General features: G+C 71.1%; 10 protein-coding genes and 2 pseudogenes. 9 read left to right on the top strand and 3 right to left on the bottom strand.

Going from position 1 to position 15795, the window contains the following annotated elements; all coding sequences use genetic code 11:
- Positions 1–185: 185 nt before the first annotated feature.
- The 4 genes from ACZ34W_RS36150 (at position 186) to ACZ34W_RS36135 (ending at position 3708) form a co-directional block, all read left to right on the top strand.
- The gene (locus ACZ34W_RS36150; RefSeq protein ID WP_465610369.1) at positions 186–1250 is read left to right on the top strand and encodes an IS110 family RNA-guided transposase; all 1065 of its coding nucleotides are present in this window, start codon (positions 186–188) and stop codon (positions 1248–1250) included.
- Between the two features lie 576 nt (positions 1251–1826).
- On the top strand, positions 1827–2564 hold the full coding sequence (locus tag ACZ34W_RS36145) for a hypothetical protein (protein WP_465610367.1): 738 nt from the start codon (positions 1827–1829) through the stop codon (positions 2562–2564).
- 54 nt (positions 2565–2618) lie between these two features.
- Complete coding sequence (locus ACZ34W_RS36140) at positions 2619–3227, top strand: hypothetical protein (protein ID WP_465610365.1); 609 nt, start codon at positions 2619–2621, stop codon at positions 3225–3227.
- 121 nt (positions 3228–3348) lie between these two features.
- Positions 3349–3708, top strand: a complete 360-nt coding sequence (locus ACZ34W_RS36135; RefSeq protein ID WP_329485109.1) for a hypothetical protein — start codon at positions 3349–3351, stop codon at positions 3706–3708.
- Between the two features lie 911 nt (positions 3709–4619).
- On the opposite strand, the gene ACZ34W_RS36130 is transcribed toward ACZ34W_RS36135, so the two are convergent.
- Complete coding sequence (locus ACZ34W_RS36130) at positions 4620–5243, bottom strand: TetR/AcrR family transcriptional regulator (RefSeq protein WP_465610362.1); 624 nt, start codon at positions 5241–5243, stop codon at positions 4620–4622.
- Between the two features lie 117 nt (positions 5244–5360).
- Between ACZ34W_RS36130 and ACZ34W_RS36125 the strand changes: the two genes are divergently transcribed.
- Positions 5361–6956, top strand: a complete 1596-nt coding sequence (locus ACZ34W_RS36125) for an APC family permease (protein ID WP_465610360.1) — start codon at positions 5361–5363, stop codon at positions 6954–6956.
- Positions 6957–6961: 5 nt separating this feature from the next.
- A complete protein-coding gene (locus ACZ34W_RS36120) occupies positions 6962–7846 on the top strand; it encodes a carbon-nitrogen hydrolase family protein (RefSeq protein ID WP_465610358.1) in 885 nt (294 codons plus the stop codon).
- Between the two features lie 143 nt (positions 7847–7989).
- On the opposite strand, the pseudogene ACZ34W_RS36115 reads toward ACZ34W_RS36120, so the two are convergent.
- Positions 7990–8188: pseudogene (locus tag ACZ34W_RS36115) on the bottom strand (amidohydrolase); the annotation flags it as partial.
- A 608-nt stretch (positions 8189–8796) separates the two neighbouring features.
- Here ACZ34W_RS36115 and ACZ34W_RS36110 point away from each other — a divergent pair.
- From ACZ34W_RS36110 to ACZ34W_RS36100, 3 genes and pseudogenes are all read left to right on the top strand, one after another.
- Positions 8797–11106, top strand: coding sequence for a molybdopterin-dependent oxidoreductase (locus tag ACZ34W_RS36110; RefSeq protein WP_465610356.1), 2310 nt, complete (start codon positions 8797–8799; stop codon positions 11104–11106).
- Positions 11107–11240: 134 nt separating this feature from the next.
- Positions 11241–11792: an EF-hand domain-containing protein gene (locus ACZ34W_RS36105; protein ID WP_465610354.1), complete on the top strand. Its 552-nt coding sequence runs from the start codon at positions 11241–11243 to the stop codon at positions 11790–11792.
- Positions 11793–11917: 125 nt separating this feature from the next.
- Positions 11918–12075 (top strand): annotated as a pseudogene (locus ACZ34W_RS36100) (IS30 family transposase); the annotation flags it as partial.
- A gap of 69 nt (positions 12076–12144) precedes the next feature.
- Here the strand turns inward: ACZ34W_RS36100 and ACZ34W_RS36095 are convergent.
- Positions 12145–15291, bottom strand: a complete 3147-nt coding sequence (locus ACZ34W_RS36095; RefSeq protein ID WP_465610352.1) for a discoidin domain-containing protein — start codon at positions 15289–15291, stop codon at positions 12145–12147.
- Between the last annotated feature and the right edge of the window lie 504 nt (positions 15292–15795).

The following is a 15795-nucleotide window of genomic DNA, read 5'->3' as shown; positions in this document are numbered from 1 at the left end:
GGCGGCAAGGAGCACTGCGGGCCCGTGCCGACCGACACCCTGGACGCTACGGCTGCAGACCGAGCGCCTGGGTCCGATTCAACAAGTCAGGAGCCCGGCCAAAGGTCCCATCACAGTCTTGTCCTGCCGCCCGACCGGCGCGTGCCATCCCTCGCGCGTCGCACGGAAGGACAGCAGGACCCAGCATGGCAGACCAGATAGCGGTGGTCGGCGGAGTGGATACCCACACCGACTTCCACCAGGCCGCCGTGATCGATTCCATCGGCCGGCACCTGGCCACCGAGTCGTTCCCCACCACTCCTGACGGCTACCGCCGCCTGTTGGCATGGCTGCGCTCGCATGGTGACCTCATGGCCGTCGGCGTCGAGGGCACGGGCGCCTACGGAGCCGAACTCGCCCGCCACCTGCGTGCGAACCAGGTCACCGTCGTCGACGTGGACCGACCCGACCGCAGGGCCCGGCGAGCCAACGGCAAGTCCGACCCCGTCGACGCCTACGCCGCCGCCACCGCCGTACTCTCCGGGCGGGCCGGCGGAACACCGAAGACCCGTGACGGCGTCGTGGAGGCGATCCGCTCCCTGCGTGTGGTCCGCAGCTCGGCCATCAAGTCCCGCACGCAGACCATCAACCAGATCCGTACGTTGATCGTCACCGCACCCGGCGAGGTCCGCGAGAAGTTGCGCGACCTGCCCACCGGCGAGCTGATCAGGACCCTCGCCCGTTCCCGACCCGTCGGAGACCCGTCCGACCCGGCCCGCGCGGCTCGCACCGCACTGCGGCGCCTGGCCCGCCGCTACCAGTACCTGACCGCGGAGGTCTCCGAGGCCGACGCCGAGCTCAGGCCACTGGTCGCTCAGACCGCTCCCGACCTTGTCGCGCTGCCCGGTGTCGGCACCGAGACCGCAGCCCAGCTCCTGATCACCGCAGGCGACAACCCGGACCGGCTCAGGTCGGAGGCGTCCTTCGCGCACCTGTGCGCGGCGGCGCCCATCCCGGCCAGCTCGGGCCGCACCCACCGCCACCGCCTCAACCGCGGAGGCGATCGACAGGCCAACAGAGCGCTCCACACGATCGCTCTCGTCCGCATGCGCTACGACAGCCGCACCAAGGACTACGTGATCAAACGAACCGCCGAAGGGATGTCCAAGAAGGACATACTGCGGTGCCTCAAGCGCTTCATCGCCCGTGAGGTCTACAAACACCTCGCCAGCCCACGCCCTACAGCGCCACCACTCCTTCAGACCGCTTGACGATCTATAGGAGCTTCCGGATCCTGCGGGAGCGGTGGTGGCTTCGGCCACCAGGAAGGCCAGGGCGCCGAGGACCTGAGCACTGAGCACGGACCACCCGCGCCTGATGGGGTTCACGACATCTCGTATCGGCCGCTTCGCTGGAGGTCAGCCTCCGGCGGCTACCGCGGCACCGTCTGAACCGGACCACGCCCTTCGGCCGCCCCCGCCACACCCACGGGTGTGGCGGGGGCGGGGTCATGCGCGAGCGGGAGCGAACCCGGCCGACGTCGCGTCGTCGGCGAAGCACCGCGTCACGCGCTGCGCCGGGGCTGACGGGCCGCGGGTGGGAACACCTCACCGCGGCGCCTGGGCGGCCCGGTCCGCGAGAGGGACTGGCTCAGCCGAAGGAAGCTGTCCGAGCGCTCCTGCACGAGATCCGCCGACGCTCCGCCATTCACCTGGGCGGCGTCCACCTCGGCGCTCCTCCGGGATGTACCGGTTCGCTGTGCCTTACCGACCCCTCCGGGAGCGTGAACCCCGTACGGCGGGGAACCCGCTGGTGACAGCCACGCCGCCGCACACGGGAGACGCTCCATGGACTCAGGCAGGAAGACGCCCGGCCACCGGGCGAAGGCGCTGCAGCGCTTCCCGCGCCACGACCGCCGCGGCGAGGCCCGGCTGCCCGCGGTGCTCGCCACCCTGGCGGCCGTGCTGCTCTACCTCGTCCTGCCGGAGCAGCTGCTGTTCGTCCCGCGCTTCGTCCTGCCGGGCCTGGAACTGCTGCTCTTGCTACCGCTGATCGCGGTCAACCCGCGCCGCATGACCCGGCAGAACCGCCTCTCCCGGATCGTGTCGCTGACCCTGGTCGCCCTCATCGGCATCAGCAACCTGATCTCGCTCGGCCTGCTGGTGCACGCCATGGTCACCGACAAGGCCCAGGAAGGCGGCCCCCTACTGCTCGCCGCGCTCCAGGTCTGGGCCACCGGCATCATCGTCTTCGGCCTGGCGTTCTGGGAACTCGACCGCGGCGGCCCGGTGGCGCGCACTCAGGCCGAGCGCTCCGAACTGCCGCTGGCGGACTTCCGCTTCTCCCAGGACGAGAACGACGACGCCGTCGAGGAGGTCGCCGACGGCTCGTCCCGCACCAGCGACTGGGTCCCCACCCTGATGGACTACCTGTACGTCTCGGTCACCAACTCCACCGCCTTCAGCCCCACCGACACCATGCCGCTGTCCCCCCGGGCCAAGGCGCTGATGGCCATCGAGAGCGTCGCCGCACTCATGACCTCGCTGCTCGTCATCGCCCACGCGGTGGGCGTCCTCGACAAGTAGCACGGCAAACCGGTCGGATCCGCCACGGGGCGAGGCCGGCTTCCCGGTGGCGATGTGGGCGCGCGGCAGCTCGATGTCGACCAGGTCTCCCTGCCACACACGCCGGTCATCGCGCTCCAGCCGGCTCCGTCGACGCTCGTGGTCGACCTCGGTGCTGTCACGTTCACGGACATGGCGCAGGATCGGCTACGTCGTGGTGGAGGAGAACCTCACCACCTCCGACCCGATCGCGACCTGACCGTCCGGCGCTGGCGCCGCGAACAGGCGTACCGGGCCCGCGCCGCACAGGCCACCACCGCCCCGGACACCCGGAGGAAGATCGTCCTCACTGCCTTGCGGCGCGCCGGCCTAGAACCCACCGAAGCCGAAGCCGACCACCAAACCGCCCGCCGCTCGGCCCACCTCGACCACCACACCATGACCGCCATCGCCGGTTGGGTCGAAGCCGCCTTCGCCGCCGCTCTGCGCCGCACCGCTACCGTCCCGCCCACCAGGCCGGTTGTCCGCCGCGCACCGATCAGGCCGGACGGTCACCAGGCCCCTGAGCAACGCCGCCAGCTCCGCCTGGCGGCCGGGCGCGGCCGGCGGGCGCCGGTGAAACGCCACCCGGACTCTCGACCCCGGCGCCGGACCCCGCCGAGCTTGTCCCGGACAGAGGTCTGACCAGGCCGGACACCGGACCGGTGTCCGGGACAGGTGCCGAACGTTGCTCTGCTCAGGCGGCTTGGGAAAGGCTTCTCGTAGTCGAGCCGGGGCATCCGGCGATAGATCCGCGGAGTGTGGAATGCGCATAGCATCGAAGGTCGGCATCGTCGTGGGGAGTGCGGTGTTCGCCGTGGCCGGCACCGCCGCCTACGCCGGTGCGACGCCGGCAGATCGGACGACCGCGTCCGCCCAGGGCCAGAGCTCCCTCGCCTCGATCCCGTCGTACTGCACCCCGGGATCGGACTCGAACTACTTCGGGGTGCACTGCAACACCCAGAAGGTCTACAAGGTGAAGGCGTACTGCGACAGCAGCGACGGCCGACACACCACCCTCACCGGCAACGAGGCGAGCAATAACGGGTGGTCCACCATCCACTGCAATACCCTGGGATCTGGCTGGCACTACCGGCCGAACAGCGGGACCGTTATCGTCCGATAGGGGCGATCAGTTCGGCGGCCGCGGCGAGGACCGGTTACGGGGGCGGTCGCGGAGCGCAGGTGCAGGAGCCGCCGGCTTTGGTTTCCGCCTCGGCAGCAGCCGACGCCCATGCACGGCGAGGTTCTCCACGCCGCGTATGGCGTGATGGTGCGCCACCGAGAGTGGGCCGAGCGGCTGCTCGCCGCACACGGCACCCAGCCCCGGGAGGCGGGACAACCCGCCCCCGGGGGCCACCGAAACGCCCCGGAGCGAAACGGCGGCCGTGCCCGGCACCGCCCACTGCGCTGGCCAGGCTCCGTCGGCGGCCGTGGCTCCCCGGGGCGAAACGGCGCCCGGGGCCGGGCCGGTCACGGCCGCCCCCGTAACACCCCGGGGAGAAATCCCGCCCCCGCCGCGTCGGCCCGGTGGGCACCCGCCGGGCCGACGCCCACCCGGCCGACACCGGCCTGCAGCCCGACGCGGTGCTGCGCGCCACCTCCGAGGGGCGGCCCGCGACGACGACCCGGCCCTCGCCCGCCAAGCCCTCACCGACGTCCTCCACTGCGTCCGCGCCGCCACGAAGCGGTCGGAAGGCCCTGTTCTCCGGGGTGAGGTCGAGCAGGACGCGTCAGGACCGCGGCGGTCACCTCGCCGTCGAGCCTCCCCCGGGACTCGATGGGAGGAGGGGTCGGCCCTCCCGCCGGTCTACCGGCAGAGGGCCGCGTCCACGTCGGCGGCGATGCGCGGCTTGGCCTCGACGGCGGGCACGGTGGTGACCGCGATGCTGGCGGCGCGGCCGTCCTCGTAGGGGGCTCCGGTCGTCGCCTGAACCAGCTGGTTCCCGCTTGCCTGCCCCTGGACGACCAGCGCAAGGTTCGCGCTCAGGCCAGGTCGGCCTGAGCGCTGTCCGCTCCGCGCCGGCCCGCTCCTACTCAGGTCCGAACGCCCGGGTCGTGGCCGGTGACGGCGCGGGCGTAGGAGTTCAGTGCGCTGATCACCTCGGTGCGGGTGCGCCGACCGGCGAGCACCTCCATCTGGTAACCGTCCTCCATCGCCACGAAGTTGGCCGCCAGCAGGCGCGGTGGGTCCGGGAGGACGAAGTGGCCCTGCGCCTCGCCGAGGACCAGGATCGCCGAATAGACGGCAATCTGACGTTCCGTCAAGGCGCTGTCCAGTGCGGCGGCCTTCGCGTCACGCAGGCAGCGTGGCCAGTACTCGAAGAGCAGCCTGGTCAGCGCGTCATCCGGGCCGGTGGCGACGCCGTTGTCGATGCAGGCCCTGAGCTTGTCGCGGGCGTCGGCGAAGCCGTCCGCCGCCTCCTCGCGCCCACGGCTGTAACGCTCGATGGCCTGCTGGTAGGTCTCGTGCACCAGGCCGTCGAGGTCGCCGTAGTAGAGCACGGCGGCCGGCGTGATCCCGGCCTCCTCCGCGATGTCGCGCAGCCGCAGTCCTTCCAGGCCCCGCACCATCAGGGCCCGCTGCACCGCCGCCCCCAGCTCGGCCCGGCGAGCCTCCTTGCCGCTGCCCTTCTTGGCCGCCACTCCCTCTCCCTTCATTGATTCAGTTGCATCTCGATTTAACAATACCTCCTCAGCTCTTGACTGATACAGCAGCCATCTCTTAAATCTGCGCTTAACAACTCCCTGTGCCCCCCACCGCCCCAGGAGCCCGCCGTGACACCCGACCCCCGCGCTACCGACGTCAGACCGGGCCCACCACCCACCCCCGCCGGAAAGGGCCTGCGGGCCGGCTCGGTCGGCCTCGCCGCCTCGATCGCGCTCGGCCTCTCCTCCGTCGCCCCGGCCTACAGCATCGCCGTCACCCTGGGCTTCGTGACGCTCGTCGCCGGGGACCTCGCCCCGGCCGCGCTGCTGCTCGGCTTCCTGCCGATCCTGCTCACCGCCTTCGCGTTCCGTGAGCTCAACCGGGAGATGCCGGACTGCGGCACCACCTTCGTCTGGACCACCCGCGCCTTCGGGCCGGCCGCCGGCTGGCTCGCCGGGGGTTGGGTCGCTCAGGCCGCCACCGTCATCGCGATGACCGCTCTCGCCAAGGTCAGCGCCGGCTACCTGCTGGCTCTGCTCGGTCCGCACGCGCTCGCCGACGACGGCGCGACCGTCACCACGACCGCCGTCCTGCTACTGGCCGGCCTCACCGCGATCGCCCACCGCGGCCTGCGCGTCGCGGCCGCCGTCCAGTACGCGCTGCTCGGGCTCCAGTTGATCGCGCTGCTCGGCTTCGGAGCCGTCGCCCTCACCCGGCCCGGCGCCGCCACCCCGTCACTGGCCTGGCTCGACCCGCTCGGCTTCGACGGCTTCGGGCCGTTCGCCCAGGCCGTGCTGCTCTGCCTGTTCATCTACTGGGGCTGGGACGCCCTGATCACCACCAACGAGGAGACCCGGGACAGCGGCCGGGTCCCCGGCCAGGCCGCCGTGATCTCCACCCTCGTCCTGCTGGGGACGTACCTGTTCACCGCCTTCGCCGCACTCTCCTTCGCGGGCTCCGGCACCGACGGCCTCGGGCTCGGCAACCCCGACAACGCCGCCGACGTCCTCGCCACCCTCGCCCCACCCGTCCTCGGTGATGCGCTCGCCAGGGTGATGCAGCTGGCCGTCTGCGTCTCGGCCGCCTCCGCGCTGCTCACCTGCCTGGTCGGCACCTCGCGGGGCATGCTCTCGATGGCGGCTCACGGCGCCTTGCCGCGCGCCTTCGCCTGCATCCACCCCCGTCACCTGACGCCGGGCTTCGGCACCGTCTTCTTCGGTGCGACGGCGGCCGGCCTGCTCGTCCTGCTCACCCTGGTGTCGAGCCACTTCCTCGGCGACGCCATCCTCTGCGTCGGCCTGCTCATCGCCTGCTACTACGGCACCACCGCACTGGCCTGCGTCTGGTACTTCCGCAGCCGACTCCGCGACTCCCCGCGGGACCTGCTGCTGCGAGGCGTCCTGCCCCTGTTCGGCGGGCTGCTGATGCTCGCGGCCTTCGCCCGCAGCGCCGCCGACATGTTCGACCCGGGTTACGGCAGCACCTCCTTCCACGGCGTCGGCGGGGTCTTCCTGCTGGGCGTCGGCTCCATCGCCGGGGGAGTGGTCGCCATGCTGGTCGTGCGCGCCCGGTTGCCCCGCTTCTTCCGCGACGGCCGCACGGCCGTAGCCCGACTCACCGTCACCGACACCGACACCGACGCCGATGTCCCCGCCCCGGCCACTGCCACGGCCCGCCTCTCTGCCACCGACGTCGACCGCCCATCCGACTCCACGGAGGACTGAACACCATGCGCACGCTCGCCATCGCCGCCCTGCAGACCTCGCCCGTCCCCCACGACCTCGAAGCGAGCTGGCAGCGCTTCGCCGACCAGGTCCGCACGACGCGGGCGCTCTTCCCGCACGTCCAGCTCGTCGTCGTTCCCGAACTGCTGCTCGCGGCCGAAGGCCCGCTCCTGCGGCCGGCACCCGCGGACTGGATGGAGCGGGCCGCCGTCACCGTCCCCGGCCCGCTCACCGACCGGATCTGCGCGCTCGCCGTGGAGACCGGCCTCTGGCTCGTCCCCGGCAGCCTCTTCGAACGGGATCCGGCGGACGGGCTCGTCTACAACACCGCCATCGCCGTCTCCCCCCAGGGCGAGATCGCGGCCCGCTACCGCAAGGTCTTCCCCTGGCAGCCGTACGAACGCGCCGCCCCGGGCCACGAGTTCACCGTCTTCGACATCCCCGGTACCGGCCGGGTGGGCCTGGCCGTCTGCTACGACGGCTCGTTCCCCGAGACCTACCGCCAACTCGCCTGGCTGGGCGCGGAGATCGTCATCCAGCCCACCCTCACCACCACCCGCGACCGGGAGATGGAGCTGGTCTGCGCCCGCGCCAACGCCTGGACCAACCAGGTGTACGTGGTCAACGTCAACGCCGCCGACCCGGCCGGCGTCGGCGCCAGCGTCGTCGTGGACCCGGAGGGCATCGTCCGCCAGCAGGCCGGCCCCGGGGAGGAGATCCTGGTCGACGTCCTCGACCTGGACGCCGTCACCCGCGTCCGCCGCCACGGTTCGGCCGGCCTCAACCGCCCCTGGGCCCAGCTCGCCCGCTACGGCGACACCGTCCGGCTCCCCATGTACGGCGGCGGCGGCTTCCGCACGCCGGACTGGGTGCGGGAGGCGCAGGCGTAGGGCGGCACCGCTCCGCCGTCCGGCTCCCCGGCGCGGGCGGGGACGCCGGGGGTGCGCCGGGAATGCCGGGGGATGCCCGGAACGCCGGGTGCGTCCGCCACCCCGGCGGACGCACCCGGCGCTCGAGCGACGGCCGCCGTCCGGTCGCTGCCCGCCGCCAGGGTGGCGCCGGCCCGCGCAGGTCGCCGAACGGGTACGGCCAGGCGGCGCGTTCGGGACCGAGGAACGGGATGGTCAGCTCGTCCCTCTGCGGCTCGTGGGCAGCCCGGAGAGGCTGGACGTTGGCGAGCGCGCCGAGCGCGGCAGGTCGCTCGGGTCCACGGCCTGGAGGCGCGCCAGGTGGTCAGCGGGCGGACCAGATCGGGCAGTCGGCCGCGGCGGGTCAGCACGACCACCGTCCCGCCGTCCGTGACCTGCCGGTCGCCTGAGCCCGCGCAGCACACCACCGGCACCGAGGGCATCGTCGGGAGGTAGCGGGAGCATCGTCACACCGCTGGAGCCTGCTCGACCACGACCCGGCGGACCAGCACCGCTCCGTGCGGGTCCACCCGATGGTGCAGCGAGCGGTCCGTGAGGGCGTGCCCGAAAGCCGGGTGGCAGAGCTGGCCGGCGTGGCCGTCGGCCTGCTCCTCGTCGCCACCCGGAAGTCCGCGGACGAGGCGAACTCGGTGATGTCCTTCCTGGCTGCCCCGGGGAATGAGGGGCCGCACCCGCGTTCTCGCGCCCTCGACTTCCCTCCTGCTGGCCCGCTGACTCGAACAGGCTGGCGACCTGCCGGGCGTCGGTCGGCGCTGCCGTGCGGCCCTTGGAAGGCTCGTCACCTACAGGGTTGGGCGGCGGGCCGCAGGGGGAGCCTGTGTTCTGCGGCCCGCCGAGTGAAGTGGAGCCCTGCGGCGTAGGCAACCGCTGTCCGGGAGCCGGGCAAACATCAGGAGTGGAGTTGATGCACGGTGGAACGACGCATGTCGGTTGCGACGCACTGGGGCAGTTTCATCGCGGTGGTCGATTCTGGCCGGTTGGTGCGCATCGAGCCGAGGAGCGACGACCCGGCGCCGTCGCCTATCGGCCCCGGGATGGTGACAGCCGCCGACGACAGCGCTCGCGTGTTGCGCCCAGCGGTCCGCAGGGGCTGGCTGAACGGTCTGCCGCGCGTCCACGACACGGCCAGGGGCACGGACGCCTTCGTGGAGGTGAGTTGGGACGACGCGATCACCCTGGTGAGCGAGGAACTGAGTCGGGTGCGTGCCCAGCACGGAGACAGCGCGGTGTTCGGCGGATCGTACGGCTGGGCGAGTGCGGGGGCCTTCCACAACGCGCAAGGTCAGCTCCACCGCTTCCTGGGGTTGGGCGGGGGATACACCGACTCGCGCAACACGTACAGCACCGCGGCTTTGGAGGTCATCCTTCCCCATGTGATCGGCGGGGCCCCGTGGAGCTACCAGTGCCGGATGCCGATGTGGGACGAGATCGCCGAGAACTGTGAGCTGGTGGTGGCGTTCGGAGGGCTGGCCCTGAAGAACAGCCAGGTCAACCCGGGCGGGCTGGCCCGGCACCGGACGCAGGAGCTGCAACGGAAGTGCCGAGCGGCCGGGGTGCGGTTCGTGAACGTCAGCCCCATCCGCAGCGACGCCGCAGGTTTCCTCGACGCCGAGTGGCTACCCGTCATTCCCAACACCGACACCGCCGCGATGCTCGGCATCGCCCACACGATGCTGGTCAACGGATGGCACGACGAAGACTTCCTGCGCCGGTGCTGCGTCGGGTTCGACCGCTTCGCCTCCTACCTGGTCGGCGACCTGGACGGCGTCCCGAAGGACGCTGACTGGGCGGCGACGATCACGGGCATCAGCCGCGACACGATCACCGACCTCGCGCGCCGCCTCACCACGCAACCTTCCCTCATCATGGTCAACTACGCGATACAGCGGGCGGACCACGGCGAACAGCCAGTCTGGATGTCGGTCGTGCTGGCTGCCATGGCGGGCTCGATGGGGCGGCCCGGCTGCGGCTGGGGCGCGGGCTACGCGACGATGGACGCGACCGGTGTCGCCCCCGGCCGGCCCTCCGTGGCGTCGATTCCCCAGGGTCCCAACCCTGTTGCGGATTTCATCCCTGTCGCACGGATCGCCGACACCCTGCTGCATCCGGGCAGGACCATCGACTACGACGGCCGGCGCCTCACCCTGCCCGAGCTTCGCCTGATCTACTGGTGCGGAGGCAACCCGTTCCACCACCACCAGGATCTCCACCGGCTGGCCCGCGCCTGGCAGATTCCTGACACGGTGGTGGTGCACGAAGCCTGGTGGAACACCACGGCCAAGTTCGCCGACATCGTCCTTCCCGTCGCCACCAGCCTCGAGCGCGACGACTTCGCCGCCGGGTTCTCCGACCCTCACCTCGTCGCGATGCCGAAGGTCCGCGAGCCGGAGGGTGAGTCGCGCACCGACCACCACATCTTCACCGCCCTGGCCTCCCGGCTCGGATACGAGCAGGAGTTCACGAAGTCGCGCTCCGAGATCGAATGGGTCCGGCACCTCTACGAGCAGACGAGGGCCAACCTCGGCGACGACACCGCCTTGCCAAGCTTCGACGACTTCTGGCGACGCTCCACCGCTGAGCTGCCGGCGCTGAGCGGACCGTTCCCCGGCAGCTTCGAGGCGCTGCGCTCAGATCCGCAGCGGTTCCCCCTGACGACGCCGTCGGGTCGGATCGAGATCTTCTCCGAGGAGATCGACTCGTTCGGCTACGACGACTGCACCGGGCATCCGGCGTGGTTCGAACCGGTGGAGTGGCTCCGTGGCGGCCTGTCGGACCGATTCCCCCTGCACCTGATCTCGAATCAGCCGGCCTCCCGTCTGCACAGCCAGTACGACAACGGCGGCCACAGCCTCAAGTCGAAGATCCTTGGTCGTGAGCCCGTGACGATCAATCCGCTGGACGCCGCGTCCCGCGGCATCGAAAGCGGCATGATCGTGCGGGTCCACAACGATCGGGGCAGTTGCCTGGCGGGCGCAGTCCTGTCGGACGACGTCATGCCAGGCGTTGTCCAGCTGTCCACGGGAGCGTGGTGGGATCCGGTCCGGCCGGGCCTGAGCGGAACCCTGGACCGCCACGGCAATCCGAACTCCCTCACCGCGGATCGAGGCTGCTCGCGCCTGTCCCAGGGGCCGAGTGCGCACAGCGCGCTGGTCGACGTCGAGGTCTACGACGGCCCTCTTCCGGAGGTGCTCGCCTTCGTGCCGCCACACCTCGAACGTTGACACGAAGAACTCCCGACCCCGTCGGGGCGTGTCTCGGGTTCGCCGTCGTCAAACGCGCGGCCACTGGCCGGCCCGCCGGGATACCCCACTCACCCGTTTGCGATTGGGTAACCGAATGAATACTGTGCGCAGTCATGAGTGCACTTCGAGACCTCAAGTACGGCCAGTGGTTCAGGGGCGCCGACACCGACGGCGACGGGTTCATCACCCGGCAGGACGTCCGTGCGATGAGCGAGCGCTACATCGCCGCCCGGGCCACCGCGCCCGACTCCGCGACCGCCCGCCGGCTCACCGAGGGGATGGACGAGTTCTGGACGAACGTGATCGCCCCGATGGACCAGGACGGTGACGGAAAGGTCGATCTGCGGGAGATGACCGAAGGCTTCAAGCGGGCCCTGACCGATCCTGCCCGGTTCCCGGAACAGATCGAGCCGGTCACCAACTGCTTCTTCGACCTCGTCGACCTCAACGGAAACGGCAAGATCGAGCAGGCGGAGTTCCAGCTGATGTTCAACTCGATCTCAGGCGTTCCCGGCGAGGACTGCGCCGAGGTCTTCGCCGCCTTGGACCGGGACGGCTCCGGCGCGCTGGACCGCACCGAGTTCCACCAGGCGGTTTCGGAGTTCTTCTACGGCGACGACCCGGACGCTCCTGCCAACCACCTGTTCGGCAGGGCCACCGCCTGACAGCCCCGGATGACGACGAGCCCGACACCGTCCGCCTGACCGCCGAAGCGGTCTTCTCCGCCGACCCGGCCTCTTGACAGCACCACATCACCCCACACGAACTCGCCGCTGGGCATGGAGGCGCCAACGGCTCGCTGCGGCAATGCTCCCCCAAGGGCACCGACCTGGCCGCCCACGACCCAGAACACCTCGCTGCCGTCGCCGCCGAACTCAACGGCCGCCACGCGAAGCGCTCGGCTGGGAGACCCCGGCCGAGCGCCCGCACGAACTGCTCGCGGCCTGAACGACGAACCACGTGCGGCAACGACCCCTGGACACCGCCATGCCGTCGGGGGCCCGAGAACGGTCCGGGTCAGCTGACGCCGAGTTCACCGAGCTGAAGGTAGTAGTCGCCGAACTGGTCGGCGCTCAGCCGGGTGCCGGTGACCTTCACGTACCGGGCCGTGGTCGGAGCGAAGGTGAGGACCTGCGGCGCCGCGCCGGGGCGCGGCGTGCCCGTCCGGGTGGCGACGGTCGACCAGGTGCTGCCGTCCGCCGAGACCTGGACGGTGTAGTCCACCGGGAAGCCCAGACCGGTGTTGGCCCCGTCGGTGCGCGGGCTCAGGCTCACCCGGCTGATCAGGCTGGGGCCCTGGAGGTCCACGGTGACCCACTCGTTCGCGACCGCCCCGGCGGAGCGGGCGCTGCTCCAGCCCATCGAGTGGTCGAGGGTGGAGTTCGCGACGCCGTCGTTGACCGCGGCCGGCCGCCAGCTGTAGGGGCCCGCCGAACTCGACGCCTGGACCGGCCGGTTGACCGCCAGCTCGCCGCCCGCCGCCTCGATCTCGGCGAGCTGCATCCGGTAGTGGCCGTTCGGGTCGGTGCCGAGCCTGGTCCCTGTCACCCGGACGAAGCGCACGTCGGCGGGCTGGAACGGGAAGGTCTGGGCGGAGGCGTCCGACGGCTTCGGGTAGTTCTTGCGGTCGGCGACGGTCGACCAGGTGGAGCCGTCCGCGGAGACCTGGATGGTGAAGTCCACCGGGAAGCCCTTGCCGGCGGCCGGACCGTCGGCGCGCGGGTGGAGGTCCACCCGGCTGATCCGCCTGGTCGAGCCGAGGTCCAGCTGGGCCCACTCGCTGTGGTCCGCGTTCACGGTGGTGTTGCTGCTCCAGCCGTTGGTGCCGGTGGCCAGGCCCCGGCGCCCGTCGGTCAGCGCGGCCGTGCTCCAGCCGTCGCCCTCGTACGTGCTGGAGGTGGTGACGGCGGCGTTCTGCGCCGGGTCGGTGCCCGGATCGAGCCGCACGTGCTCGAAGCGGGCGGACGCCCCCCCGGTGGCGAGGCCGAAGCCGCCGACCGGGTAGCCCTGGTCGGTCACGGTGAGCAGCTGGACGGCCCCGGCGTAGACCGTGATCGTGCCGCCCTGGGCGGACACCCGCAGGCTGACCGTCTGGCCCGGGGCGTAGCCCGGGACCGTGGCGGACGCCAGTGGGACGCCGCTGCGGTTGACGAACACCTCGCCGTTGTTGCGCAGCGCGACCAGGTACCCGGTCTGCGACTCGGTCGGGTTCTGGTTGCGGACCACCATGCCCGCCCAGTTGGTGTCGCCGCCGTCGGGCCTGACCCCGGTGATCCGGAGGTCGACGGAGGCGGAGACGTCCTGGTACGCGCGGCCGGCCAGCCCCGCGACCACGTCCCAGCCGGAGTTGGCGTCACCCTGCACGTACCCGCCGTCCCCGGCCGCCGACCAGGAGCCGCGGGCGGTGCGCCAGGAGGCGTCCTTGTCCGGGCCGAAGTCGTCGTCGAACGGGAAGAGCGCGTCCGGGGCGGGGGAGGCGAGCGCGTCGAGGATCTGCTTGTGCCGCTGGTCGGCCGCCGCGCCGGAGGTGGAGAACGTGGTGGTGCCGCTGATCAGAGAGCCGATGAGGGCGCGGGCCAGCACCGGCTTGGTGGCGGAGAGCTGGTGAAGCAGCTCGTAGTCCTGGATGCCGGCGAGCAGGGCCTCGCTGCGGACGCTGTCGTAGACGCCGTAGGTGGCCTTGTCGGGACGGACGAGGTAGAAGTCGCCGTCCATCCTGCCGTTGAAGGTGTCGAGGGGGGCGTAGTTGTTGTACGGGTCGGTCCAGATGTTCCAGCCCCAGTGCAGGAAGCCGTTGCCGCCGGCGGACGCCACCATCCACGGCGTCAGCCGGGAGTCGGACAGCGGGTAGCTGATGTAGCGGTTGAGGTGCTTGTCGGTGGGGTTGTTGCAGTAGTAGAGCCAGAAGTCCTTCCCGGAGAGGCGGAGGTTCTGGTAGTACGCCATGTTCTCGTCGTACTGCGGCCCGCCGATGGAGGTCACCGTGCCGAGCGAGCCGTCGATGCCGGGGACCGGGCTCTGGCGGGACTCGTTGCTCAGGCCGGCCGGGAACACGCCCTTGTAGTGCTCGTAGAGCCACACCGCGTTCCGGGTCTGGGTGGTGTCGGCGGGGTTGGGCTCGTCGACGGCGCTCATGTAGAAGACGTCGCTCCAGCGCCGCCCCGGGGCGCAGGTCGGCCCCGCGTCCAGGCACTTGGTGTCGAGGTGGTCCTTCAGCGCCTTGAACACCGTGTCCAGGTACGTGCCGGCCTCCTCCGAACCGGCCGGCTTGAACACCTTCTGGACACCGCCCCGGCCGTTCGGGACGAGGGCCTCCAGGTCGCTGCTGCTCTCCAGCAGGGTGGGGGTGTAGATGTACTGCAGGGCGCCGGCGTCCTGGAAGGTCTGCAGGAAGCGGTCGAAGTTCTTCCAGCTGAAGGTCAGGTTGCCGTTGGCGTCCGACGTGGTGTCCGGGATGGACAGGGCCTGGAAGTCCGCGTAGACGACGTTGTTGCGGTGCTTGGCGTGGTCGGCGGCGAAGTTGGTGATGACCTTCCACCAGTCCTCGTCGAAGGCCTGGACCGGCGCGCCCGAGCCGTCGCTCCTGGTGTACTGCGCGGGGATCGAGGCCTCGGTCCAGTTGTAGTCCCAGCCGACCGAGGTGAACCAGTTGTTCGTCCGGAACGTCGACCGATTGGCCGGCGGAACCGCCGCGTCGTACACCGTCACCGAGACCGGGACGTCCACGGCGCCGGCCGAACTCTGCACGGTGGCCCGCCCGGTGTAGACCCCGGGGGCCTGCCCGGTCGGCACCGCGACGCTGTAGTAGTACGGCTGGGTGGTGTTGGCGGCGAGGCTGTACGGGGTGTTCTCGACCAGCGCGTCGTAGTAGCTCGACCCGCCGTCCGGGGGCTCCTGGTGGTCGTTGCCCGCCCAGTCGGTCTTCTTGTCGACGTTCGGGTGGTTGTACTCCCGGTTCACGGTGATCCGAGAGGCCGGGATGGTGGCCCCGCCCGGACCGGCCAGGTCGCCGGGGACCAGGTGGAGGCCGGTCAGCTGGGCGTCGGCGCGTACCGCGATCTGGGCGGCCTGGGTCTCGTTGCGGGCGGCGAACAGGTCGACCCGCGGGGTGGCGCGGCCGGGGGCGGCCGAGGACGAGAAGACGTGGTCGTAGCCGCTCTCCACCCACACGGACGGTGCCGTGGCCGCAGATGACGACCCTGGTGACAGGGGAACCAACAGGACGCCGAGCAGCGAAGGTATGAGGACCCGCGCAGTTAGTTTGCCCACCATGTCCCTTTCTGAATGTTATGTAATCGACATATCGTGAAACTTCGTTGAAGATTAGTCAGGACGCGGAGGACTGAGTAGACCGGGCCCGGAGCTGTCGGAGGACGGGTCCGGTATCGGCGATGGCGTTGTGGACCTGGACGGCGAAATCCCGCACATGTGCCTCGGGGGTGTCCCTCAGGGCGACGGTGAGCAGCCCGCGCCGGCCGGCGTGCGGCGTCAGGTAGATATAGGCCTCGGCGAGGGAGCGCTGATCGGTTGTCTTCTGCCCGAGGAGCGGTGGGTGGTGTCGGGGGGCACCCTCAGGGCGCGCTCGTACAGCTCCAGGTGGTCCCCGAGGGAGTGGAGCAGCGCTCCGTGGCTGGGGGGCGGCGCAGTGCGGCCGGGCAGAGTTCGACA

Source organism: Kitasatospora sp. NPDC022856, assembly GCF_055561235.1.
This window is presented reverse-complemented; position numbering and strand designations above follow the sequence as displayed.